Below are 25,449 nucleotides of genomic sequence, written 5' to 3'. Positions count from 1 at the left end.
ATCAAACCTGGCTAGCACACTTCCCCCACTCCTTTGTGCTAGCCATTTTTTTTGGAATTTTGTACCATATCTTATCTTTTTCCTATTTATATTAATTATGAATAACATTGAACTTGAGCAACTTCTTAACCTAAAACTTAATTCTGAAAAAATCACTGACTATGCGCCAAATGGTTTGCAAGTAGAAGGCAAAGTAAATGTTCATAAAATCATTACAGGAGTTACAGCAAGTCAAGCATTGATTAATTATGCCATTGAGCAAGATGCTGATGCTATTATTGTTCATCATGGCTATTTTTGGAAAAGTGAAAATCCTTGTATTCGAGGAATGAAAGGTAAACGAATAAAAAGTTTGCTTGTGAATGATATAAATTTATATAGCTATCATTTACCATTAGATATTCATTCTGAATTAGGAAATAACGCCCAGTTAGCAGAATTACTTGGTATTGAACAGTTACACCCACTAGAAAAGTCGCCGATGAGCATTCCTGTTTGGGGGGAATTGCGATCCCCTATGACGGGAGAAGAATTTGCAGAGAAAATAGAAAAAGTTTTGAATAGAAAGCCATTAATTTGTATTGAAAATGGTCCGTGCCTGATTCGAAAAGTAGGAATTTGTACAGGAGGAGGACAAGGTTATATTGATCTTGCTGCTGCGCAAGGCTGTGATGCATTTGTTACAGGTGAGGTATCTGAGCAAACTATTCATTCTGCACGTGAACAGGGCATTCATTTTTTTGCTGCTGGTCATCACGCAACAGAACGCTATGGTATAAAAATATTAGGAGAATGGCTTTCTAAAGCATATGGTTTTGATGTTGAGTTTAAGGATATAGATAATCCTGCTTAATATTATTCGAAAATGTTTTACCCTACTTTTGATATACCTACAAATCTTATTGTTTCAAAAGAGAAATAGGATTATAATAACTGTAAATTTGAACAGTTTAATTGTTATGGATATTTCTGAATTACTTGACGGACTTAACGATAAACAACGCGAAGCCGTAGCTGCTCCTCTTGGTAATCACTTAGTGCTAGCAGGTGCAGGCTCTGGCAAAACGCGTGTATTGACACACCGTATCGCTTGGTTAATTGCGGTAGAAAATATTTCTGAAGGCAGCATTATGGCAGTAACGTTTACCAATAAAGCAGCAGCAGAAATGCGTCATCGTATTCAAGCTACCCTTGCTAAACACGCACAACATCAATTATTTGGTATGTGGATTGGCACCTTTCACAGCATTGCCCATCGTTTATTGCGAGCTCATCATTTAGATGTAGGATTGCCACAAGATTTCCAAATTTTGGATTCAGAAGATCAACTTCGTTTAATTAAACGGTTATTAAAATTACATAATTTTGATGAGAAAGCTTTTCCGCCGAAACAGGCTTGTTGGTACATCAATAACAAAAAAGATGAAGGCTTGCGACCAAACGACATTGAATATTTTAATGATCGTCAAGAGCGTGAATGGATTAAAATTTATAAGATCTATCAAGACACTTGCGATCGTGCAGGATTGGTCGATTTTGCTGAATTATTAATTCGGGCCTATGAATTATTTGAGAAAAAACCATTAATTCTGCAACGTTATCAACAACGTTTTCAGCATATTTTGGTGGATGAATTTCAAGACACCAATAAAATTCAATATAAGTGGATTAAAATTCTTGCTGGAGAAACGGGCAAAGTCATGATAGTAGGCGATGACGATCAATCTATATACGGTTGGCGTGGCGCACAAATCGAAAATATTCAAAAATTCTTGAAAGATTTCAAAGCCGAAACAATCCGCCTTGAACAAAACTATCGTTCTACCGCCAATATCCTAAACAGCGCAAATGAATTAATTGCAAACAATACTGATCGTCTTGGTAAAAATTTATGGACAGAGGGTGAAAAAGGCGATCCTGTGGGCATCTATGCCGCCTTTAATGAATTGGACGAAGCAAAATTTGTTGCCTCACAAATTCAGGATTGGGTAGAACATGGCGGAAAACTTGATGATTGCGCTGTACTTTATCGTAGTAATAGCCAATCACGTGTTATTGAAGAAGCCTTAATTCGTTGTCAAATTCCATATCGTATTTATGGCGGTATGCGTTTCTTCGAACGTCAAGAAATTAAAGATGCTTTAGCCTATCTTCGTTTGATTAATAATCGTCAAGATGATGCAGCTTTTGAGCGTGTAATTAATACGCCAACGCGTGGCATTGGCGACCGCACTTTAGATATATTGCGCAACTTAACCCGCGAACGCCAAATTACCTTATGGCAAGCAGTACAAGTCGCAACACAAGAAAATATGTTGGCTGGGCGAGCCTCAACAGCATTATTGCGTTTCCAGGAATTAATTAATTCACTACAACTTGATACCGCAGAAATGCCGCTTTTCGCACAAACCGATTTCGTGATTAAACATTCAGGTTTATATGAAATGTATAAACAAGAAAAAGGTGAAAAAGGCGAAGTGCGGATTGAAAACTTGGAAGAATTAGTCACGGCAACCCGTGAATTCATCAAACCTGATGATACAGAAGATATGACGGAACTCACTGCCTTTTTAACTCACGCCTCTTTAGAAGCGGGTGAAGAACAAGCCTCGCCACATCAATCTTGTGTAGAAATGATGACGTTGCACTCTGCGAAAGGTCTAGAATTTCCTCGTGTATTTATGGTTGGCGTAGAAGAAGGTTTATTCCCAAGTTTCCGTTCTTTTGAAGAACCGGGACGTTTAGAAGAAGAACGTCGTTTAGCTTATGTCGGCATTACTCGCGCGAAGAAAAAACTAACAATCTCTTATGCGGAAAGCCGTCGGTTATATGCAAAAGAAGAACGCCATTTACCATCACGGTTTATCGCCGAATTACCGAGAGAATGTATCCAAGAAATTCGTTTACGAGGAACTGTCACGCGCGCAATGAATCTAGCAAAAGTCGGTTCATTGTCCAATACCAGTGCGGTCGAAAATGAATGGAAAATGGGTCAAAAAGTCAAACATGAAAAATTCGGTTTTGGCACAGTCATTAACGTCGAAGGATCAGATAACAATACTCGCCTCCAAATTGCCTTCCAAGCGCAAGGCATTAAATGGCTCATTGCACATTTGGCAAAACTGGAAAAAGTGCGGTAGAATCCAGGAGAGTTTTACTTCTACCGATTAATTTCTTTGAAAAGTGCGGTGAATTTTAACTGCACTTTTTTTGTATTTGAGTGATTGAATGTTTAAATTTTTCTTCAAGCGTATCTTAATGGTAATTCCAACCTTTATTGCCATCACTTTTATCACTTTTGCCCTTGTGCATTTTATTCCTGGCGATCCAGTTGAAATAATGATGGGTGAACGTGGCTTAACACCTGAAATACATCAACAAATGATGCATCAATTAGGATTAGATCTTCCTTTGCATGAACAATATTTTCATTATATTGCTAAAGTGCTACAAGGTGATTTTGGGGCATCATTCCGCACTCAACAACCTGTTCTTACTGAATTCTTTACACTTTTCCCTGCCACAGCTGAATTAGCATTTTTTGCGTTATTTTGGTCGTTATTAGGCGGAGTGATTTTAGGCACGATTGCAGCAGTAAAAAAAGAGAGTTGGATATCTCACACGGTTACAGCTGCATCGCTCACAGGTTATTCTATGCCAATTTTCTGGTGGGGATTGATTTTAATTTTATATGTTTCACCACAACTCGGTTTACCGCAAGGCGGACGTTTAGATAATGAATTTTGGATCGATACACCAACAGGATTTATGCTCATTGACAGCTGGCTTTCTGGTATGCCTGGAGCCTTCGAAAATGCGGTTAAATCCTTAATTCTTCCAGCAATCGTCCTAGGCACAGTTCCTCTCGCTATTATTACTCGTATGACCCGATCTGCGATGTTGGAAGTGTTAGGTGAAGATTACATTCGCACGGCAAAAGCAAAAGGCCTAAGTTATACTCGAATCGTCATTGTGCATGCATTACGTAATGCGTTAATTCCTGTTGTCACTGTGGTCGGATTAATCGTTGGTCAATTGCTTTCTGGTGCCGTACTGACAGAAACCATTTTTTCATGGCCGGGAATTGGAAAATGGATTATTGATGCTATTCAAGCACGTGATTATCCAGTATTACAAGGTTCTGTACTGATTATTGCGACGATTATTATTGTGGTGAATTTAACCGTCGATTTACTTTACGGCGTGGTCAATCCGCGTATCCGTCATTAATTGTAGGAGAAATTATGTCTGACACGCATTCAACTTTCGCGCCGAAAACGCCCTTACAAGAATTTTGGTTTTACTTCAAACAAAACCGAGGCGCGCTAATCGGTTTAACCTTTATTGTGATTGTTGCCTTAATCAGCATTTTCTCGCCTTATATTGCGCCTTTTGATCCAACAGAACAAAATCGTACCGCACTTTTACTGCCTCCGACGTGGTATGAAGGCAGCAATCCTGCCTATTTACTCGGCACAGATGACATTGGGCGAGATATCCTTTCTCGCATCATTTACGGAACGCGAATTTCCGTCTTTGCGGGATTTGTCATTGTATTGCTATCTTGTGCCTTTGGTACCAGCCTTGGCTTGATTTCTGGTTATTATGGCGGCGTGCTAGATACAATTATTATTCGCCTAATTGATATTATGCTAGCGATTCCAAACTTACTCTTGACGATTGTAGTCGTCTCTATTTTAGAGCCATCACTCGCCAATGCCACTTTAGCGATCGCTGTTGTATCGATTCCTAGCTATGTTCGTTTAACTCGAGCAGCGGTGATGAATGAAAAAAATCGTGATTATGTCACCTCCTCTAAAGTCGCTGGCGCAGGTGTTCTTCGCCTCATGTTTATTGTGATTTTACCAAACTGTTTAGCGCCCTTGATTGTGCAAATGACAATGGGCATTTCCAACGCTATCTTAGAGCTTGCAACACTTGGTTTCTTAGGCATTGGTGCAAAACCACCAACACCTGAGCTTGGCGCAATGCTTTCTGAAGCACGTGGTTTTATGCAAGCGGCAAACTGGTTGGTTACAATTCCTGGCTTAGTTATTTTATCTTTAGTTCTCGCCTTTAACTTAATGGGTGATGGCTTGCGCGATGCACTTGATCCAAAACTCAAACAATAGGAAAACAGAATGCCATTATTAGACGTAAAAGAACTTTCTGTTCACTTTGGCGATAAAAATACGCCATTTAAAGCAGTGGATCGCATCAACTATCAAGTCGCACAAGGTGAAGTGCTTGGCATTGTGGGAGAATCGGGGTCAGGTAAATCTGTGAGTTCTCTCGCAATTATGGGGCTAATTGATCATCCAGGACGTGTATCTGCAGAATCCTTGCAATTTGAAAACACAAATTTACTCACTTTAGAGAGTAAAGCTAAACGCCAGCTTATTGGTGCTGATGTAGCAATGATTTTCCAAGATCCGATGACAAGCTTGAATCCAGCTTATACTGTCGGTTTCCAAATTATGGAGGCGTTAAAAACTCATGAAGGCGGTACAAAAAAGGCAAGAAAAGACCGCACTTTAGAGCTTTTAAGATTGGTCGGTATCCCAGATCCTGAATCTCGGATTGATATTTATCCCCATCAGCTTTCTGGCGGAATGAGCCAGCGTGTAATGATTGCGATGGCAATTGCTTGCAGACCTAAATTATTGATTGCTGACGAGCCAACTACTGCATTGGACGTAACCATTCAAGCACAAATTATGGAGCTCTTACTCGAATTGCAGAAAAAAGAATGCATGTCGCTGATTTTGATTACCCATGATCTTGCGCTTGTTGCTGAAGCTGCAGATCGAATTATCGTGATGTATTCAGGACAAATCGTTGAAGAAGGCACCGCAAAAGATATTTTCCGCGAGCCAAAACACCCTTACACTCAAGCCTTATTACGTTCATTACCTGAATTCGCAGAAGGAAAATCTCGCTTAGAGTCATTACAAGGTGTGGTACCTGGAAAATACGATCGCCCAACAGGCTGCTTATTAAATCCTCGCTGTCCTTATGCAACCGAATACTGTCGCCAAGTCGAACCTCAATTGCACCATATCGGTTCGCGTAAAGTAAAATGCCATACTCCGCTGAACGAACAAGGCAATCCTGTTGAATATCAAGGAGCTTAATAATGACGAATGAAGGAAAAGAAAATACGCCATTATTAAATGCGATTGGCTTAAAAAAATATTACCCTGTAAAAAAAGGCTTGTTTGCAAAACCACAGCAAGTAAAAGCGTTAGATGGTGTCTCTTTTCAGCTTGAACGAGGTAAAACTTTAGCTGTCGTGGGAGAATCCGGTTGTGGTAAATCAACGCTAGGGCGTTTATTGACAATGATTGAAGAACCCAGCGAAGGCGAATTGTATTATAAAGGGCATAATTTTTTAGAAAATGCTCATGAAACAAAGGCTCTACGTCGTAAAAAAATTCAAATAGTTTTCCAAAATCCTTATGCGTCATTAAATCCACGCAAAAAAATTGGTTCAATTTTGGAAGAACCATTGATCATCAATACAAAACTTTCTGCCAAAGAACGTCGAGAAAAAGTTTTATCAATGATGGAAAAAGTGGGGTTGCGCGCTGAATTTTATGATCGTTATCCTCATATGTTTTCAGGCGGACAACGCCAGCGTATCGCCATTGCTCGTGGTTTAATGTTAGATCCCGATGTTGTTGTTGCCGATGAACCTGTTTCTGCATTAGATGTTTCCGTGCGTGCGCAAGTACTGAATTTAATGATGGATTTACAAGATGAATTAGGCTTGTCTTACGTTTTCATTTCGCACGATCTTTCCGTGGTAGAGCATATCGCCGATGAAGTGATGGTGATGTATCTAGGTCGTTGTGTTGAAAAAGGAACAAAAGAACAAATCTTCTCTAATCCTCAACATCCTTATACCAAAGCGTTACTTTCAGCGACCCCACGTTTGTCACCAAACTTGCGCCGTGAACGTATAAAGTTGACGGGTGAATTGCCAAGCCCGATTAATCCGCCAAAAGGCTGTGCATTTAATCCTCGTTGTTGGAAAGCAACAGAAAAATGCCGTGAAAATCAACCGCACTTGGAGCAACATATTGATGGCAAATTAATCGCTTGTTTCCATATTGATTAAATTTATTTTGTCAGACTGATAAATAGGCTCATTTTTTCTCTCGCCAATAGGTTGCAAATCGAGGTTTTCCACTATTCGTAAGGCCTCGATATTTATAAGTAATCATTGTTCCAATTGGAGGAGGATTTTCTCGTTCGTTTAAATTAAAACCCGAACCAATTTTAAATTCTCCCCGATGATTTTTACAAGTTAAAGCACCCATCACATTTTCAAATTGTCCTTTGCCTTTATGATGTGCAATGACCGTACATTCTTCATCTTGAGCCGTTTTTAATTTTAAAATTCGATGGCTACGTTTTCGTTCATAAGGTGCATAAGGATCTCGAACAACGACGCCTTCCCCCTTCAAAGACTCGATTTGACTAAGAAACTCATATAAATGCGCTTTATCTCTCACTGGGATTTGTTCAATAATTTCAATGTAAGTTGTTGGATGTTCAAGTAAATACGCTTTCAATTTAGCTAAACGATCAAATAAATTGCCTTCTGCATCAGGCACATCAAAAACATACAATTTCAGTTTTTCCCAACCATCGCCTTTAAAAGATTTTGTGATTGATGAAATTTCTTCAAAATGATTCCGCTCACTAAATAATTCACTATCAATCGCAAAAGGCGGAAAATCCTTAATGAAATAGGATGGCGGTGATAAACGTTGCCCCTGCCGGGTTAATAATTGCTTTCCATCCCAATAACCGCGTACACCATCTAATTTTTCAGACATCACCCAACCTTCTATTGGTTGATTATCGTAGGTATGAAGAAGCATTAAATCTGGGTTAGCCAAAGCGAAAGAGCTCACGAAGAAAAGTAACAAAGTGCGGTAAAATTTCATGATGTTTTTGTAAATTTAAGTGCTGGTCACTTTTCTCAGAATAAGTTTATCTAGAATAATCTAAAAGCACGCAAATTCACTATTACGATCTAAATCGCAAAAAATCATCACTTCATCGGGAAAAGATGAATTTTTATTTACTCTAGCGAAGAATGTTTATCTGCTATACAATGCCATCGAGATTTTATTCCCAACAAGGAGCAATCAATGTATTTAGAGCAAATCAAAGCAGAACTTGTGGAAGCACAAGATGTGTTAAACAAATTTATTTCTGATGAAAATAACATTAAATTAATTCAAGAAGCCGCATTATTAATTTCAAATAGCTTCAAACAAGGAGGCAAAGTGCTTTCTTGTGGTAATGGCGGTTCGCACTGTGATGCGATGCATTTTGCAGAAGAATTAACGGGTCGTTATCGTGAAAATCGTCCTGGCTACCCCGCTATTGCGATTTCAGATGTAAGTCATTTAAGCTGTGTAAGTAATGATTTTGGTTATGAATATGTCTTTTCACGCTATGTTGAAGCGGTGGGTCAAAAAGGTGATGTGTTATTCGGTTTATCAACCTCTGGCAATTCAAAAAACATTTTAAACGCCATTGAAGCTGCAAAAGCAAAAGGCATGAAAGTTATTGCGATGACAGGTAAAGACGGCGGAAAAATGGCTGGATTAGCAGATGTTGAAATCCGTGTACCACATTTCCGTTATGCAGATCGTATTCAAGAAATCCATATCAAAGTCATTCATATTTTAATGATGTTAATTGAGTTTGAAATGGCTAAAGAAGCTTAAAGTGCGGTTGATTTCAATCGAATTTCTAAAATCCCAAATTTTTTTGGGATTTTTTATTCACACCACTTGCATAATTATTCATAAAAATGTAATATTTTTTCATCTTAAAAGACGAGAAAATTGAAATGACTATTCGTGTTAAAAATCTAAATTTCTTTTACGGTTCATCTCAAGCATTATTTGATATTAATCTTGAAGCTAATGAGGGTGATACCGTTGTATTGCTTGGCCCAAGTGGCGCAGGTAAAAGCACATTGATTCGCACATTAAATTTATTAGAAGTACCAAAATCTGGCGAATTAAGTATTGCAAATAATGATTTTAATTTATCCAATGCAATGGCAAATCCCAAAGCAATCCGACAATTACGCCAAGATGTAGGAATGGTATTTCAACAATATCACCTTTGGCCGCACTTAACTGTTATTGAAAACTTAATTGAAGCGCCAATGAAAGTGCGTGGCGTAAGTGAAAATGAAGCCAAAGCAGATGCAATGGAGTTGTTAAAACGTTTACGTTTAGAACAATTTGCAGATCGCTTTCCGTTACACTTATCAGGCGGTCAGCAACAACGTGTTGCAATAGCCCGCGCACTGATGATGAAGCCACAAGTTCTACTATTTGATGAACCAACGGCTGCATTGGATCCTGAAATTACGGCACAAGTTGTAGATATTATTAAAGAATTACAAGAAACCGGCATTACTCAGGTGATTGTGACCCACGAAGTCAATGTTGCACAAAAAGTAGCAACGAAAGTAGTATATATGGAACAGGGAAAAATTGTCGAAATAGGCTCGGCAGATTGTTTTGAAAACCCGAAAACTGAACAATTTAAACAATATCTTTCTCACTAGAGAATAAGGATTTTATTATGAAAAAAACATTATTAACTGCAATTTTATTCGGCGCATCCGTAACAGCAAGCGCACAAGAGCTTACTTTTGCAATGGAACCTAGCTATCCACCATTTGAAACCACAAATGAAAAAGGCGAGATTATTGGTTTTGATGTCGATGTGGCGAATGCAATTTGTAAAGAAATCCAAGCAACCTGTAAATTCAAAGGCGAAGCTTTTGATGCATTAATTCCAAATTTAAAAGCAAAACGCTTTGATGCATCCATTTCCGCTATTGATATTACCGATGCAAGAGCAAAACAGGTTTTATTCTCTGATGCATATTACGATAGCACTGCAAGCTATGTAACCCTTAAAGGAAAAGCAACGTTAGAAAGTGCAAAAAATGTTGGCGTTCAAAATGGAACCACATTCCAACAATACACAGTAGCAGAAACCAAACAATATACAACTAAGGCTTATGCTAGCTTACAGAGCGCAATTTTAGACTTAAAGAGCGGTAGAATTGATATGATTTTTGGTGATACCGCAGTACTTGCAGATATGATTAGCAAAGAACCAGAAATGCAATTTGTAGGCGAAAAGGTAGCAAATAAAAAATATTTTGGTAATGGTTTAGGCATTGCAATGCATAAATCAAATAAAGAATTAGCGGAGCAATTAAACAAAGGTTTAGCTGCAATTAAAGCAAATGGTGAATACCAAAAAATCTATGATAAATGGATGACAAAATAATCTATGAGTTCTGATTTTCTTTCTTTAATGTTTACCGCAGCCCTAATGACTTTAGGGCTTGCGGTCTGTTCATTAATCCTAGGGTTATTTTTAAGCCTAATTTTTGCCGTACTTGAAGCAAATCGTTTTGTTGGAAAACCAACGGCAGTATTCATTGCCTTATTGCGTGGCTTACCTGAAATTCTCGTTGTATTACTCGTATATTTTGGTTCCACTGAATTAGTAGAAATGCTAACAGGAGAATACATTGAATTTGGGGCATTTGGCTGCGGTGTATTTGCGCTTTCTCTCATTTTTGCAGCTTATGCTTCACAAACATTACGCGGCGCAATTCAAGCTATTCCGAAAGGTCAATGGGAGTCTGGTGCGGCGTTAGGCTTAAGCAAAAGTTATACGTTCATCCACATTGTCATGCCACAAGTATGGCGTCATGCCTTACCAGGTTTAAGCAATCAATGGCTTGTATTACTAAAAGATACAGCATTGGTTTCATTGATTGGTGTGGACGATTTGATGCGCCAAGCGGATCTGATTAATACCAATACACATCAACCCTTTACTTGGTACGGTATTGCTGCGTTAATTTATTTAGCGGTAACATTAATTAGCCAAGTTGGTATTCGAAAATTAGAGCTACGTTTTACTCGTTTTGAAAGGGGCGTGAAATAATGTTTCAAGAATATTTAAGCGTGATCGCACAAGGGATTCCAACGAGTTTGTTGCTTACAGTCGTATCATTACTGATTGCCTTCTGTTTGGCATTATTTCTCACTTTTTTACTTTCAATGGAAAATAAATGGGTAAAAAGAGCGATTAATTTATACCTTACTTTATTCACTGGCACGCCACTGTTAGTTCAGTTCTTTTTAATTTATGCGGGGCCGGGCCAATTTCAGTGGATTATTGACAGCCCATTATGGTATCTCTTATCCAATGCCTGGTTCTGTGCAGCATTAGCTTTAGCGCTAAACAGTGCAGCCTACTCCACACAATTATTTCATGGTGCAGTGAAAGCCATTCCAAAAGGACAATGGGAAAGTTGTGCAGCATTAGGATTAAACCGCATACAAACTTTAAAAATTTTAATTCCTTATGCCTTAAAACGTGCTTTGCCGTCTTACAGTAACGAAATTATTTTGGTATTTAAAGGCACGGCATTAGCCTCCACTATTACAATTATGGACATTATGGGCTATGCTCGCCAACTTTATGGTACAGAATATGATGCACTGACAATTTACGGCATTGCGGGAGGCATCTATTTAATTATTACGGGTATTGCGACTTTATTGCTACGTAAATTAGAGAAAAAAGTATTGGCATTTGAACGTTTTGAAGTAAGCAAAGCATAAAGTGCGGTAGAATCTTTAGTCATTTTTAAATCCCAACCTAGGTTGGGATTTTTTAATTAAATTTATTTATAAGTCTTAAATTCATTGAAATTGAGAGCAAGCTTAAGTCTCAAAATAGTTACTCTGATATTAATTAGTAATACAGGGAGCCAGAATTCTTTATATTAATAGAGAAGAGGATTTTGAAAGTATTGTTGATTATTGTGGACAGTAAAAAAGAGGGGTGAGTAGAGCAAGAGAGAATGTTTGAACAATAATATAAATAATTTTAAATAGAAGCCGTTAAACATAATCAATTCATAATCTTTTTTTAGAAAGGATTTAATGATAAGACTCTTAGTTATAGAAGATAAATAGACACTAATAATTTGACGTATGGAAGAAGTATAGATTTAGATTTTAGAGATGTAATATGAGTGGTTATTTGGTGGGTCGTGAAGGATTCGAACCTTCGACCAACGGATTAAAAGTCCGCTGCTCTACCGACTGAGCTAACGACCCATAAAAATAAAGAGCGTCTATCATATCCAGTTTATTTTTATATGCAAGAATAAATTTATCTTTTTTCTATGAGTGAGTAAATTATAATCAGAAAATAAAACAGGGCCTATCATTTGATAGGCCCTGTTCCTTGTTAGTATTAAGAATACTAAAAATTAGTATGCTAACACTGCACGACGGTTTTTAGAGTATGCAGCTTCATCGTGACCTTGAACTGCTGGTTTTTCTTCACCGTAAGATACAGTGCTTAATTTACCTGCTTCTACGCCTTTACCTGCTAAGTAACCCTTAACAGCATCAGCACGACGTTGACCTAACGCAATATTGTACTCAGGAGTACCACGTTCGTCGGTGTTACCTTCAACTAATACTTTAGCTGATGGTGTTGCTGTTAAGTATGCTGCGTGTGCATCTAAGATTTGAACGTATTCACCTTCGATGTTGTATTTGTCAAAACCGAAATATACGGTGTTGTAACGTTGTTGAAGATCAGCAACAGAGTATCCACCGAAAGTTTGACCAGCACCATTGCCTGCAGCATCGTTGTTAGATGAGCTACAAGCTGCTAATGCAGCTACAGAACCTGCAACTAATAATGATTTAACAAATTTGTTCATTAGATTTCTCCTCAATGAGTTTTTTTATTTAGTTAAGTATGGCGACCAAGCTGGAAATTTTACTTGGCCATTACTTCCTGGAAGGCTCGCCTTAAAGCGACCATCTGCAGAAACCAATTGTAACACCTTTCCTAGGCCTTGTGTAGAGCTATAAATAATCATAATTCCATTTGGTGAAAGACTTGGACTTTCACCTAAGAATGATGTGCTGAGTACTTCAGAAGCTCCAGTTGTAAGATCTTGTTTAACTACATTATTGTTACCATTAATCATTACAAGGGTTTTACCATCAGCACTAATTTGTGCACTACCACGACCACCAACAGGCGTTGCACTACCACCATTCGCACTCATGCGATAAACTTGTGGTGAGCCCCCTCTATCAGAGGTAAAAAGAATTGAACTACCATCTGGTGACCAAGATGGTTCAGTATTATTACCTGCCCCACGAGTTAATTGAGTTGGTGTACCACCATGAGAATTCATCACATAAATATTTAATAGTCCATCTTGCGAAGAGGCAAACGCTAAACGTGAACCGTCCGGTGAAAATGCTGGTGCACCATTATGACCAGGGAAAGATGCTACCACTTTACGAGCACCAGAATTTAAATCTTGTACAACAAGTTGTGATTTTTTATTTTCAAAAGACACATAAGCTAAACGTTGACCATCTGGAGACCAAGCTGGTGACATAATTGGTTGAGAGCTACGATTTACGATAAATTGATTATAGCCATCGTAGTCTGCAACACGAACTTCATAGGGCTGTGAACCACCATTTTTTTGCACAACATAAGCGATACGAGTTCTAAATGCACCACGGATCGCAGTTAATTTTTCAAAAACTTCATCACTAACAGTATGAGCACCATAGCGTAACCATTTATTTGTCACTGTATAGCTATTTTGCATTAATACCGCTCCAGGCGTACCTGATGCACCAACGGTGTCAATTAATTGATAAGTAATACTATAACCATTACCAGATGGAACAACTTGTCCGACCACAATTGCGTCAATTCCAATATTAGACCAAGCTTCAGGATTTACCTCTGCTGCTGAAGTTGGACGTTGAGGCATCTGAGATACTGCAATAGGATTAAATTTACCGCTGTTACGTAAATCATCAGCAACAATTTTGCTAATATCTTCTGGTGCAGATCCAGCAAACGGCACAACAGCTATAGGACGTGCACCATCAACCCCTTCATCAATTACAATGCGAACTTCATCATCAGCGAATGCATTGTTTGCAACAGCAAGTACAATCGCTAATACGCTCACTAAACGTTTTAATAATTTCATTTTGTTACCTTTAAAATTTAACAATAAATTTTTCTAAAGAATTATCGAATATCAAAATCAATAATTGGCGATTTATATTTCTCATAGATAGCATCAGATGGGGCTGCTGGAACTTTTTTTGTTCTAGCCACCGCACTTAATGCTGCTGTACAAATATCATCAGGACCTGAAATTTTTTGATATCCCAAGATTGTTCCATCTCGACTCAATTGAATTTTAATACGACAAACTTTTCCTGCAAAACTTGGATCTTTTAAGAAACGACGTTGAATCTCTTTCTTAATTACTCCAGCGTATTGATCTCCTACTTTGCCACCATCGCCAGAACCAAGCGCAGCACCGCTACCTTGAGTTCCACCTTTGTTAGCATTTCCGCCTTTAGATGCACTACCGCCACCAATATCTCCGCCATTTAAGAAATCATCTAAACTGGCTTGGTCCGCTTTTCGTTTTGCTGCATCCGCTTTAGCTTTAGCATCGGCAGCAGCCTTAGCTTTCGCCTCTGCATCAGCTTTTGCTTTAGCATCAGCTGCGGCTTTAGCTTTTGCATCGGCTTCAGCTTTTGCTTTAGCATCGGCAGCGGCTTTAGCTTTTGCATCTGCTTCAGCTTTCGCTTTAGCCTCAGCTTTTGCTTTAGCTGCGGCTTCAGCTTTTGCCTTGGCTTCAGCCTCTTGTTTTGCTTTTTGTGCTGCAAGTTCTGCTGCTTTAGCTTTCGCCTCTTCTTCAGCTTGTTTTGCTGCTGCAGCTAAACGTTTAGCTTCTGCATCTGCTTTTAATTTTGCAGCTTCAGCAGCTTGTTTTGCTTTTGCCTCTTCAGCTTGTTTCTGTTTTTCCAACGCTTCTTGACGAGCTTGCTCTTGTTGTTTTTTTATTTCTTGCTGACGTTGCTGTTCTTGCTGACGTTTTAACTCTTCTTGTCGTTGAACTTCCTGTTGACGCTTAATCTCTTCTTGATTAGGTTGTGGCGGTTTTTCTTCAACAACGGGTTCTGGACGTTTCTGTTTATCCGCTTGCCCTTTTTTCTGTTGTTGAATTCTACCCCATTCTTGCGCTGCAGAGCCAGTATCGACCATTACTGCGCCCATAGCATCACCATCACCTTCGCCACCACCCATAATTTCAACTGTATGGTAGAAAGAGCTGACAATCAACAATCCAAACAAAACAAGGTGCATCACTATAGAAATAACAAATGCATTTGCGCCTTTTTTTTGTCGATTATTTTGCACGGTTACCTACTTAGTTAAATTGGGTTTGTCATTAAACCAACAGATTTAATTCCAGCAAGGTGGAGCAGATTAAGTGCTTTAATCACTTCTTCATAGGGAACTTCCTTAGCTCCACCCACTAAAAATAGTGTGTTATTATCTTTATCAAATTCTTGTCGAGATAACTGTGTCACCATTTCTTCCGTTAACCCTTCTTGACGTTCTCCGCCAATAGAAATCGCATATTGTCCAATCCCTGAAACCTCAAGAATTACCGGCACTTTATCTTCATTAGATACATTTTGACTTTGCACTGAATCCGGCAATTCCACTTGTACGCTTTGGCTAATAATTGGTGCTGTTGCCATAAAGATCAACACAAGCACTAACAATACATCCAAAAACGGGACAATATTAATTTCAGATTTAATATCTTTACGCTGACGACGAGCCATAATTCAAATCTCTCTTATTTTTCACCGCACTTAACGAAAGAGTGCGGTGTATTTTTTCTATATTTTAGTGTGGTGCTTTGCCGAAAGCTTGGCGATGTAAAATCGTCGTAAATTCATCAATAAAGTTACCATAATTCTGTTCGATAGCATTCACGCGTAAACTTAAACGGTTATAAGCCATTACAGCCGGAATCGCAGCAAACAAACCGATTGCAGTAGCAATCAAAGCCTCAGCGATACCAGGAGCAACCATTTGTAAAGTTGCTTGTTTAGCACCACTTAATGCCATAAAAGCGTGCATGATACCCCAAACAGTTCCGAATAAACCAATATAAGGGCTAACAGAAGCTACTGTAGCCAAAAATGGTACGCGACTTTCAAGGCTTTCAACTTCACGATTCATTGTAAGATTCATTGCTCGCGTAGTTCCTTTAATAATCGCCTCAGGCGCATCAGGATTCACTTGTTTCAAGCGAGAAAACTCTTTGAAACCAACAAAGAAAATCTGTTCACTACCCGTTAAAATATCACGACGATTTGATAATCCTTCATATAGCTTATTCAAATCCTCACCAGACCAAAAACGGTCTTCAAAAGTATTCGCTTCTTTTAAAGCTGCCGTTAAAACTCGGCTACGTTGAATAATAATTGCCCAAGAAATAATTGAGAATGAAATCAAAATCACAATTACAAGTTGAACAACAATACTTGCTTTTAGAAAAAGATCTAAAAAATTCAATTCTGCAGTCATTGCACACTCCGAAAAGTTTATTTTAGGTTGTAAAACGCAGCTTTTACTTCTTTAGGAAGAGCCACAGGTTTCATATTGCCAAGATGAACACTGGCTACCTTGACTGTAGCCTTTGATAACATCACCGTATCACGTATAAGTCTTTGCTCAAAAAGGATTGTTGCACCTTTTATCTCTATGACATCTGTTTCTACCGTGAGTAAATCATCCAGTTTTGCCGCAACGCAATAATCAATAGCGAGCGATTTGACAACAAACGCGAGTTGTTGTTCTTGTAATAAAGTTTGCTGCGTAAAATTTAACGCTCGCAAATATTCTGTTCTAGCTCGCTCAAAAAAATGCAAATAACGAGCATGATACACAACGCCACCAGCATCAGTATCTTCATAATACACTCGAACGGGAAGATAGAAGGTTTTTTCTGACATTATTAAGCTTTGCCCACCGCAATAGGTCGGATATTTTAGAACCTGTTTTTTAGATAAGCAATATGCCGAAGAAAAAAATCATCCTCGTAAATAAAAATGCTCTACAGAACTAATCAATATAATGATATAAGCAATATAAGGTAAGAAAATTAATTTCCAAATTACGCTTTTAATTTCAAATCCGATTCCATGAATCCAAACCGTAATCAATCCCCAAAAGATCATCAAAATCCACCAAGGAGAATCATTTCGTAACAATGTTGAAAAATTATCAACATTAAAGAAAAATACGGCTGTTAATCCTAGCGCTAAAATAAATGAAAGGGTTCGAAACGAACCCTTATTAATTAATTGATAGAGTGAATGAATCATATTACTCGTCAAATTTTCCTGCTTTTTCTTTGCCAATAGTTAATTTTGCACTAGCAAATATAGCTAATAACACACCCACTACCCAAATTATATATAACATATTAATCTCCTTAGTATAATGAGTGTTTATTTTCGTCAATGAAGTTTGCGTCTAAACGACCGAACATTTTTGTATAGGACCAAATTGTGTAACACAACGATATGGTGACAAAAATAAGTGCTAAGAAGAACATCAATGTTAATGTTAATTCACTCGATGTCGCATCCCACATTAACAAACTTTGTTCAGGATTTGAGCTTGAAGGCATCACAAATGGGAACATAGATACTGCAGCAGTAATAATTACACCAGCCATTGTTAATGCAGAGAAAAAGAATGCGAAACCACAACGATTAGCTTTAGAAAATGCCGCATTTAATAATGCAGCAACTACTGCTAATGCAGGGAAAATCCAAAGAATTGGCATTTCATTGAAATTTCTAAACCACGCACCAGTTTCAACAGCAACTTCTTTATTCATTGGAGAAGATGGCGCGTAGTGATCCACAACACTCGTTACTACATAACCCTCTTTAAAGTATAACCATGCTCCAGCTAATACGAATGCAATTAAAGTCACAATAGCACCGATTTGGCTCACTGAACGAGCGCGATCACGCAATTCTTCGGTTGTTTTCATTTGTAACCAGTTCGCACCGTGAGTCACAAGCATTGATAAGCTAATAACACCACACAATAATGCAAATGGATTTAATAATTCAAAGAATGAACCAGTATAAGTTACTTGAGTCAATTCGTTGAAATGGAATGGAACGCCTTGTAATAAATTACCAAAAGCCACCCCAAATACTAATGATGGTACAAAACCACCTGCGAATAGTCCCCAATCCCAAACAGAACGCCAAGTCGGGTTATCAATCTTTGCACGATATTCAAAACCCAATGGGCGCAAGAATAATGCAGCTAAAACCAATACTAAAGCGATGTAGAAACCTGAGAATGAAACGGCATATACAATTGGCCATGCCGCAAATACTGCGCCGCCTGCAGTTAATAACCAAACTTGGTTACCATCCCAATGGGGGGCAATAGAGTTGATCATAATACGGCGCTCCACTTCTTTTTTGCCTGTTACAGGTAAAAGTGCGGTCACGCCCATATCAAATCCGTCGGTAACAGAAAAACCGATCAACAATACAATAACTAACACCCACCAAATAAAACGTAGAAATTCATAATCAATCATAATTCATCTCCTGCTTATTTAGATGATTGTTCAAAGTAGTATTTGCCGGTTTTTAACGCACTTGGACCCAAACGCGCATATTTAAACATCAAATACATCTCAACAATAATGAACGCAAGATAAAGCGCACAAATTAAACCAATAGAGAACCATAAATCGCCAGTACTTAACTGAGACGCTGATACCCCAACAGGTAAAACTTCATAGATTGCCCAAGGTTGACGACCAGACTCAGCTAAGAACCAACCAAATTCAATTGCTAAGATTGGCAATGGGATACACCAAAGCAATGCTTTAAGCAATAAGCGAGAAGAAGTGACTTTGTTACGTAAATTTTGAACAAATGCGCCGAAGGTCAGTAAAATAATTAAACCACCGGCTGCTAACATCCCACGGAATGCCCAGAAGTTAGGACCTACGTTTGGAATAGTATCGCGAGCAGCTTGTTTAATTTGTTCATCTGTTGCATCTACAACTTTATCTGTGTAACGTTTTAATAATAAACCAAAACCTAAATCACCTTTTACTTCATCAAATTTTGCTTTAGTTTCTGGATTTACGTGGCCTGCTGATTTTTTCTCTGCTTTTAATTGCGTGAATAAATCGTAAGCGACCATACCGTTACGAACACGACCTTCATTTTTCGCTTGAATATCTTTCAAACCAACAATTTCAGTATCTAAAGAACGCGTTGCAATTAAACCACCCAAATATGGGATCTCAATCGCAAAATCATTTTTCATTTCTGCAGTATTTGGAATTGCAACTGGATGAAATGGCGCTGGCGCAGGATGAGTTTCAAACTCAGCTTCCATTGCAGCCAATTTCACTGGTTGTGCTTTACCAATGTCGTAACCTGATTCATCCCCCATAATTAACACAGCCGATGCCGCGATAAAACCAAAGGTTGCAGCAACAGAGAATGAACGTTTGGCAAAACCAATATCACGACCTTTTAATAAATAGAATGCACTAATACCTAATACAAACATTGCACCAGTCGAATAACCTGCTGTTAACGTGTGCAAGAATTTACTTTGAGCAACAGGATTTAACCAAAGATCTAAAAAGCTCGTCATTTCCATACGTACTGTCTCAAAATTAAATTCTGAGCCAGCTGGAGACTGCATCCAACCATTAGCAACTAAAATCCACATTGCAGATAAGTTCGAACCGAAAGCTACGCAATATGTAGCAAGTAAGTGTTTACCTTTAGTTAAACGATCCCAACCAAAGAAGAATAACCCCACAAAAGTTGATTCTAAGAAAAAGGCTAGTAACGCTTCAATCGCTAATGGCGCACCAAAAATATCACCTACATAATGAGAATAATAAGACCAGTTAGTACCGAATTGGAATTCCATAATGATACCTGTGGTCACCCCAAGGGCAAAGTTAATACCAAATAACTTCCCCCAGAATCTTGTCATATCTTTATAAACTTCTTTGCCTGTCGCCACATAGATGGTTTCCATAATCACAAGGACGAATGACAAACCTAATGTCAGCGGCACGAAAATGAAGTGATACAACGCAGTTAAAGCAAACTGCAAGCGAGAAAGGTCAACGACGTCCAACATTCTCAACTCCTCTGTATAAACAACATTAGTTCCAACAATGATTAAAAAGGCAGAGCCTTAAATAACCCCTAATCACTCAACTTAATTAGTTAAGCCTAAATTGGTTTATCTACATAATCACTACACAACGATGAAAAATAGAAAATTACTACAAAGATAACCCAAATTGGTGGCTATTTTACTACTAAACGTAAGGATAAAAAATACTAAAAAACGTTATCTGGTTCATATTTTTGATGTAAGTTATGAAATACCTATTATTTGTTAAAGTTTGTAAAATTGATCTATATCAAATTTGTGACTTTTTCAAAAAAATATAGCTCTAGTTTAGATTCTATTATTAATTAGCATAGTAAAATCCGTTTAAGTCTGGACATATTGATTGTATTTTGTTATTTTCTTACTATCTTCAGTTTTGAAATTTTCTAGGATAAAGAGAAGAAAGGATCTAAAAATGAAAAAAACATTCCTTATTTTGACTGCATTTTTCTCTGTCATATCACCTACTGTTTTAGCTGTGCCTAACTCGGTTCCACAGCAATGTGAACAGTTGTTTAAAGAAACAGAAAGTTTAATAAATCAGGCCGAGAGACAGCCTGGTACACATATTCAGGTAAATAAAATTAAAAGTAAACTTAACCAGAGTAAACAACAAATTCTACAAATGGAACTTGCTACTCAATTGAAAAGCTGTGAGCTTGGTTTAGCAAAATTAAGTAATTTGAAAAGTTATAGTGAATAGTAAAAAGCCTTATTGAATACAATAAGGCTTTTTATATTGGAGTTTATTCCACTTGGTTAAAACTCGAGTAATTAGAATTTAAGGATTACATGATGAATAGAGCAATACCTTTGTTAGGGATTACCGGTTATAGCGGTAGTGGTAAAACAACATTATTAGAAAAACTTATCCCAGAACTTATCGCTCGTCACATTCGCGTTTCGGTGATTAAACATAGCCATCATAATATGCAAGTTGATAAAGAAGGAAAAGATAGTTGGCGCATGAAAGAGGCGGGTTCTTCTCAAGTCATTTTAGCGAATGATGAACGCTGGGCGATCATGACGGAAATACCAAAACCTGTTTCATTGGATTATTTAGCAAAACAATTTGACCGAACTTTAACGGATTTAGTGTTGGTGGAGGGCTTTAAACAAGAGCCTATTCCAAAGATTTTGCTTCACCGTCAAGAAATGACAAAACCTTTGCCTGAAATTGACGAATATGTCGTGGCGGTTGCGACGAATTATCCCCTTGAAATTGACCGCACTTTGTTGGATATTAACCGCATTCCGCAAATTGCCGATTTTATTGAAAATTGGTTGCACCATTTTCACGGAGCACGATGACTGAATCCAATGCCTATCGCGGTTTAGCTTGGGTCGCTGCAATGGCGCTTTTTATGCAGAGCCTAGATGCCACTATTCTTAATACCGCCTTACCGGCGATATCCTCCGATTTACATAAACCCGCCTTTGAAATGCAAATGGCGATTATTGCTTATTCTTTAGCCGTTGCGTTATTTATTCCTCTTACCGCTTGGGCGGCAACAAAATTTGGGACATTGACCGTTTTTCGCGCAGCTGTGTTGACTTTTATTTTAGGTTCTATCGCTTGTGCTGTAGCTCCTAATTTAGAAAGTTTAATCTTAGCCAGAGTGATTCAGGGGATAGGTGGTGCCTTTATGATGCCAGTGGCGCGTTTAGCTATTATTCAAGCTGTTCCCAAACAACAATTAGTTAATGCTTGGAATTTAATGGCAACTGCAGGTTTGATCGGACCAATTCTAGGGCCTATTTTAGGTGGATGGTTAGTCATTCACGCTAGTTGGCACTGGATTTTTTTAATTAATATTCCAATTGGTGCACTAGGAATTTTGGCATCAGGCAGCGTGATGAACAATATCAAAGGCGAGTCAGAGAAACTGGATTGGACTGGTTTTTTACTCTTTGCATTAGGGTTAGTTGGCATCACACTTGGTTTGGATTTACTCGGCGAAAGTCAGCATAGTGTAATTACAACCTATAGCGTGTTAGTTGTTGGTGTTCTGTTACTTGTGGCGTATTGTAGTTATGCTAAAAACAATGAAGATGCCATTTTACCTTTATCCCTTTTCCGAGCTCGTACATTTAGATTAGGCATTATTGCCAATATTTTTATCCGATTATCTGCATCTGGTGTTCCCTTTTTATTGCCTTTGATGTTCCAATTATCTTTCGGTTACAGTGCTGAAATGTCAGGCTGGCTATTAGCACCGATTGCGCTAATTTCTGTGATTTTAAAAATATTAATCGGACGAATTTTAAATCGTTGGGGCTATAAAACAACGCTAATTTCATCCGCACTTTTGATGGCTGGCTCTGTGATTTCAATGGCTTGGTTAGATAAACAAAGTTCTCTGACTTGGATTATTTGTAATCTTATGTGGTACGGTGCCTGTATGTCGATGATTTTTACTTCAATCAATACTCTGACTGTGGGGGATCTTTCAAAACAACAGGCTGGCACAGGTTCTACAGTATTAAGTATTGTGCAGCAAGTTGGGATTGGATTTGGTATTGCTATTTCATCGATAATTTTAAATCTCTATAGACATTTCTTTAGCGAAAGTGATGGTTTACAACGGGCTTTTAGCTATACGTTTTTAACCTCATCGCTTTTTGCAATCGCCTTAGTTTGGTCGCTTATGAAATTACATAAAAATGATGGCGATCATTTACGGAAGAATCCTTAGATTAATTTGTTATAATCCATGGAATTTTTTTATTTAAAAAAAGCGACATTTGCTTATATCTTATTAAACATTTATTTTAGATAGGATTTATCTAGCATCTTGGTTATATGACAAGGATCGAATAAATCTCTGCCAACAAAGTGAGGAACTATCATGAAGCTAAAAGCTACACTAACTCTTGCGGCTGTAACGCTTGTATTAGCCGCCTGTGATCAATCAGGTTCAGCAAATAAACCGACCGCACAAGCTGAAACTAAATCAGCATCTAACAACACTTTCGTTTACTGTACAGCAAAAGCACCTTTAGGATTTAGCCCTGCACTTGTGATGGAGGGAACATCTTATAATGCAAGCTCACAACAAGTGTATAACCGCTTAGTTGAATTTAAAAAAGGCTCAACAGATATTGAACCAGCCTTAGCTGAAAGCTGGGAAATTAGCGATGATGGTTTAACTTATATATTCCATTTAAGAAAAGGTGTTAAATTCCATACAACAAAAGAATTTACCCCAACACGTGATTTTAATGCGGATGATGTTCTATTCTCATTCCAACGTCAGTTAGATCCAAATCATCCATATCACAATGTATCTAAAGGGACCTATCCATATTTCAAAGCAATGAAATTCCCTGAATTGTTAAAATCAGTGGAGAAAGTAGATGACAACACAATTCGTATTACCTTGAACAAAAAAGATGCGACTTTCTTGGCAAGTTTAGGTATGGATTTTATTTCTATTTATTCCGCAGAATATGCGGATGCAATGTTGAAAGCTGGTAAGCCTGAAACAATTGATAATCGCCCAGTGGGAACTGGGCCATTTGTTTTTGTTGATTACAAAACGGATCAAGCTGCTCAATATGTAGCAAATGAAAACTATTGGAAGGGTAGAACACCATTGGATCGTTTAGTTATCAATATTGTGCCAGATGCGACAACACGTTATGCAAAATTACAGGCGGGCTCTTGTGATTTAATTTTATTCCCGAATGTAGCGGATTTAGCCAAAATGAAAACAGATCCAAAAGTACAACTTTTGGAACAAAAAGGTTTGAACGTGGCGTATATTGCATTCAATACCGAAAAAGCACCGTTTGATAATGTCAAGGTTCGTCAAGCACTGAACTATGCAGTAGATAAAAAAGCGATTATTGAAGCGGTTTACCAAGGCGCAGGTACACCAGCTAAAAATCCACTTCCTCCAACAATTTGGAGTTACAACGATGAAGTTCAAGATTATCCGTACGATCCAGAAAAAGCAAAACAACTTTTAGCAGAAGCAGGTTACCCAAATGGTTTTACAACAGATTTTTGGATTCAACCTGTTGTACGATCTTCTAACCCAAATCCCAAACGTATGGCTGAACTTATCATGGCTGACTGGGCAAAAGTTGGTGTAAAAACTAACCCAGTTACCTATGAATGGGCGGATTACCAAAAACGTGCGAAAGCGGGTGAGTTAACTGCGGGTATCTTTGGTTGGTCTGGTGATAATGGTGATCCTGATAACTTCTTATCTCCATTATTGGCAAGTTCAAATGCGGGTAATTCCAATATGGCTCGTTTTAAAAATCCAGAATTTGATGCATTACTAGATAAAGCAATCGGATTAACAAATAAGGAAGAACGCACCGCACTTTATAAACAAGCACAAGTTATCGTTCATAATCAAGCACCTTGGATTCCAGTGGCGCATTCTGTTGGTTTTGCACCACTTAGTCCACGCGTAAAGGGCTATGTACAAAGCCCATTTGGCTATGATTCATTCTATGGTGTGAGTGTTGATAATAAGTAAGTAATATTTTAAAGCCTTAGTTTTATACTAAGGCTTTTATTTTGACGGAGGGAAAATGGATTTACATCATATTCGTGAAGAATATAGAAAACGTGTGTTATCACAACAAAATTGTCAAGATAATCCGATTTCGCAATTTGAATTGTGGATGAATGAGGCTATTAATAGCCAGGTTTGCGAACCGACAGCAATGAATATCTCGACAGTAGATAAAGAGGGGAGACCTAGTAGTCGAGTCGTCTTGTTGAAAGAGGTTAATTCAGAGGGTTTTGTCTTTTTTACGAATTATCATAGTCATAAAGGACAAAATATAGCCAATAATCCCAATGTGGCAATTACTTTTTTCTGGCCTGAGTTAGAACGTCAAGTTCGAATTGAAGGGAAAGCGGAAAAAATTCCTACAGAACAATCAGATGCGTATTTTGCTAGTCGTCCTTATACCAGTCAGATAGGGGCTTGGGCAAGTGAGCAAAGTACGGTTATTTCGGGCTATAAATTTTTATTAAGCAAAGCAGCATTAATTGCCGCTAGATATCCATTTCATGTACCACGGCCGATGCATTGGGGAGGTTATTTAATTCGTCCAGAAATAGTTGAGTTTTGGCAAGGTCGTCCAAGTCGTTTACATGATCGGATTTATTATAGAAAAGGAAATGGCAATTGGATCCGTGAAAGGTTATCACCTTAAATTTTGAATTTGGTTGCTTTAAGAGAAATTAGGTTAAGTATAAAAATACTTAACCTAATTAATATAAAT

Annotated in this window: 26 protein-coding genes and 1 tRNA gene; 16 read left to right on the top strand and 11 right to left on the bottom strand. The window is 38.0% G+C overall.

Annotated features, from left to right (window positions below):
• Nucleotides 1-97 precede the first annotated feature (97 nt).
• The 6 genes from A9501_RS06740 to A9501_RS06715 all read left to right on the top strand — a co-directional run bounded on the left by A9501_RS06740 (nt 98) and on the right by A9501_RS06715 (nt 7,120).
• Nucleotides 98-853, top strand: a complete 756-nt coding sequence (locus A9501_RS06740; RefSeq protein WP_048952856.1) for a Nif3-like dinuclear metal center hexameric protein — start codon at nt 98-100, stop codon at nt 851-853.
• Nucleotides 854-959: 106 nt separating this feature from the next.
• Entirely contained in the window at nt 960-3,140 is a 2,181-nt protein-coding gene (gene uvrD / locus A9501_RS06735) for a DNA helicase II (RefSeq protein WP_065265333.1), read from the top strand.
• Nucleotides 3,141-3,228: 88 nt separating this feature from the next.
• Nucleotides 3,229-4,230, top strand: a complete 1,002-nt coding sequence (locus A9501_RS06730) for an ABC transporter permease subunit (RefSeq protein WP_048952858.1) — start codon at nt 3,229-3,231, stop codon at nt 4,228-4,230.
• Between the two features lie 14 nt (nt 4,231-4,244).
• On the top strand, nt 4,245-5,132 hold the full coding sequence (locus A9501_RS06725; protein WP_048952859.1) for an ABC transporter permease subunit: 888 nt from the start codon (nt 4,245-4,247) through the stop codon (nt 5,130-5,132).
• Between the two features lie 9 nt (nt 5,133-5,141).
• Nucleotides 5,142-6,134, top strand: a complete 993-nt coding sequence (dppD, locus tag A9501_RS06720) for a dipeptide ABC transporter ATP-binding protein (protein WP_048952860.1) — start codon at nt 5,142-5,144, stop codon at nt 6,132-6,134.
• 2 nt (nt 6,135-6,136) lie between these two features.
• Nucleotides 6,137-7,120, top strand: a complete 984-nt coding sequence (locus tag A9501_RS06715) for a peptide ABC transporter ATP-binding protein (protein WP_048952861.1) — start codon at nt 6,137-6,139, stop codon at nt 7,118-7,120.
• Nucleotides 7,121-7,148: 28 nt separating this feature from the next.
• On the opposite strand, the gene A9501_RS06710 is transcribed toward A9501_RS06715, so the two are convergent.
• Nucleotides 7,149-7,955 carry a DNA ligase gene (locus A9501_RS06710; protein ID WP_048952862.1) on the bottom strand — a complete coding sequence of 269 codons (807 nt, stop codon included), beginning with the start codon at nt 7,953-7,955 and terminating at the stop codon, nt 7,149-7,151.
• Between the two features lie 207 nt (nt 7,956-8,162).
• Here A9501_RS06710 and lpcA point away from each other — a divergent pair, with 207 nt between their 5' ends.
• From lpcA to artM, 5 genes are all read left to right on the top strand, one after another.
• Nucleotides 8,163-8,747 carry a D-sedoheptulose 7-phosphate isomerase gene (gene lpcA, locus A9501_RS06705; RefSeq protein WP_065265332.1) on the top strand — a complete coding sequence of 195 codons (585 nt, stop codon included), beginning with the start codon at nt 8,163-8,165 and terminating at the stop codon, nt 8,745-8,747.
• Nucleotides 8,748-8,872: 125 nt separating this feature from the next.
• A complete protein-coding gene (gene artP, locus A9501_RS06700) occupies nt 8,873-9,604 on the top strand; it encodes an arginine ABC transporter ATP-binding protein ArtP (RefSeq protein WP_048952863.1) in 732 nt (243 codons plus the stop codon).
• Nucleotides 9,605-9,621: 17 nt separating this feature from the next.
• Nucleotides 9,622-10,341, top strand: coding sequence for a lysine/arginine/ornithine ABC transporter substrate-binding protein (locus A9501_RS06695; RefSeq protein ID WP_046950422.1), 720 nt, complete (start codon nt 9,622-9,624; stop codon nt 10,339-10,341).
• Nucleotides 10,342-10,344: 3 nt separating this feature from the next.
• Nucleotides 10,345-11,010 carry an arginine ABC transporter permease ArtQ gene (artQ, locus tag A9501_RS06690; RefSeq protein WP_048952864.1) on the top strand — a complete coding sequence of 222 codons (666 nt, stop codon included), beginning with the start codon at nt 10,345-10,347 and terminating at the stop codon, nt 11,008-11,010.
• Nucleotides 11,010-11,693 (top strand): arginine ABC transporter permease ArtM, encoded by a 684-nt coding sequence (gene artM / locus A9501_RS06685; protein ID WP_048952865.1) that lies wholly within the window; start codon nt 11,010-11,012, stop codon nt 11,691-11,693. The genes artQ and artM overlap by 1 nt, the downstream gene beginning before the upstream one ends.
• Nucleotides 11,694-12,118: 425 nt before the next feature.
• Here the strand turns inward: artM and A9501_RS06680 are convergent.
• The 10 genes from A9501_RS06680 to A9501_RS06635 form a co-directional block, all read right to left on the bottom strand.
• A tRNA-Lys gene (locus tag A9501_RS06680) sits at nt 12,119-12,194 on the bottom strand.
• 155 nt (nt 12,195-12,349) lie between these two features.
• The gene (gene pal, locus A9501_RS06675) at nt 12,350-12,811 is read right to left on the bottom strand and encodes a peptidoglycan-associated lipoprotein Pal (RefSeq protein ID WP_048953946.1); all 462 of its coding nucleotides are present in this window, start codon (nt 12,809-12,811) and stop codon (nt 12,350-12,352) included.
• A gap of 24 nt (nt 12,812-12,835) precedes the next feature.
• Nucleotides 12,836-14,119 carry a Tol-Pal system beta propeller repeat protein TolB gene (tolB, locus tag A9501_RS06670; RefSeq protein ID WP_048953945.1) on the bottom strand — a complete coding sequence of 428 codons (1,284 nt, stop codon included), beginning with the start codon at nt 14,117-14,119 and terminating at the stop codon, nt 12,836-12,838.
• A gap of 41 nt (nt 14,120-14,160) precedes the next feature.
• The gene (tolA, locus tag A9501_RS06665) at nt 14,161-15,348 is read right to left on the bottom strand and encodes a cell envelope integrity protein TolA (protein ID WP_048953944.1); all 1,188 of its coding nucleotides are present in this window, start codon (nt 15,346-15,348) and stop codon (nt 14,161-14,163) included.
• A gap of 14 nt (nt 15,349-15,362) precedes the next feature.
• Nucleotides 15,363-15,782, bottom strand: coding sequence for a colicin uptake protein TolR (gene tolR, locus A9501_RS06660; RefSeq protein WP_005634116.1), 420 nt, complete (start codon nt 15,780-15,782; stop codon nt 15,363-15,365).
• Between the two features lie 64 nt (nt 15,783-15,846).
• Nucleotides 15,847-16,533 carry a protein TolQ gene (gene tolQ, locus A9501_RS06655; protein WP_005626973.1) on the bottom strand — a complete coding sequence of 229 codons (687 nt, stop codon included), beginning with the start codon at nt 16,531-16,533 and terminating at the stop codon, nt 15,847-15,849.
• Nucleotides 16,534-16,550: 17 nt separating this feature from the next.
• Complete coding sequence (gene ybgC / locus A9501_RS06650) at nt 16,551-16,961, bottom strand: tol-pal system-associated acyl-CoA thioesterase (RefSeq protein WP_048953943.1); 411 nt, start codon at nt 16,959-16,961, stop codon at nt 16,551-16,553.
• 78 nt (nt 16,962-17,039) lie between these two features.
• On the bottom strand, nt 17,040-17,333 hold the full coding sequence (gene ybgE, locus A9501_RS06645; protein ID WP_048953942.1) for a cyd operon protein YbgE: 294 nt from the start codon (nt 17,331-17,333) through the stop codon (nt 17,040-17,042).
• A gap of 110 nt (nt 17,334-17,443) precedes the next feature.
• The gene (cydB, locus tag A9501_RS06640) at nt 17,444-18,580 is read right to left on the bottom strand and encodes a cytochrome d ubiquinol oxidase subunit II (RefSeq protein ID WP_048953941.1); all 1,137 of its coding nucleotides are present in this window, start codon (nt 18,578-18,580) and stop codon (nt 17,444-17,446) included.
• Nucleotides 18,581-18,594: 14 nt separating this feature from the next.
• Nucleotides 18,595-20,160 carry a cytochrome ubiquinol oxidase subunit I gene (locus A9501_RS06635; protein WP_009766713.1) on the bottom strand — a complete coding sequence of 522 codons (1,566 nt, stop codon included), beginning with the start codon at nt 20,158-20,160 and terminating at the stop codon, nt 18,595-18,597.
• A 454-nt stretch (nt 20,161-20,614) separates the two neighbouring features.
• Between A9501_RS06635 and A9501_RS06630 the strand changes: the two genes are divergently transcribed.
• From A9501_RS06630 to pdxH, 5 genes are all read left to right on the top strand, one after another.
• The gene (locus A9501_RS06630; RefSeq protein ID WP_048953940.1) at nt 20,615-20,902 is read left to right on the top strand and encodes a DUF5339 domain-containing protein; all 288 of its coding nucleotides are present in this window, start codon (nt 20,615-20,617) and stop codon (nt 20,900-20,902) included.
• A gap of 92 nt (nt 20,903-20,994) precedes the next feature.
• Nucleotides 20,995-21,510, top strand: coding sequence for a molybdopterin-guanine dinucleotide biosynthesis protein MobB (gene mobB, locus A9501_RS06625; protein ID WP_048953939.1), 516 nt, complete (start codon nt 20,995-20,997; stop codon nt 21,508-21,510).
• Nucleotides 21,507-22,895, top strand: a complete 1,389-nt coding sequence (locus A9501_RS06620) for an MDR family MFS transporter (RefSeq protein ID WP_048953938.1) — start codon at nt 21,507-21,509, stop codon at nt 22,893-22,895. Before mobB ends, A9501_RS06620 begins: the two co-directional genes overlap by 4 nt.
• A 153-nt stretch (nt 22,896-23,048) precedes the next feature.
• Nucleotides 23,049-24,692, top strand: a complete 1,644-nt coding sequence (locus A9501_RS06615; protein ID WP_048953937.1) for an ABC transporter substrate-binding protein — start codon at nt 23,049-23,051, stop codon at nt 24,690-24,692.
• A 55-nt stretch (nt 24,693-24,747) separates the two neighbouring features.
• Complete coding sequence (gene pdxH, locus A9501_RS06610) at nt 24,748-25,380, top strand: pyridoxamine 5'-phosphate oxidase (protein WP_048953936.1); 633 nt, start codon at nt 24,748-24,750, stop codon at nt 25,378-25,380.
• Nucleotides 25,381-25,449: the final 69 nt, after the last annotated feature.

Source organism: Haemophilus sp. CCUG 66565, assembly GCF_001679495.1.
Taxonomy (GTDB): domain Bacteria; phylum Pseudomonadota; class Gammaproteobacteria; order Enterobacterales; family Pasteurellaceae; genus Haemophilus; species Haemophilus haemolyticus_K.
Note: the sequence above shows the minus strand (reverse complement) of the source record. Positions and strands in the feature narration are given on the sequence as shown.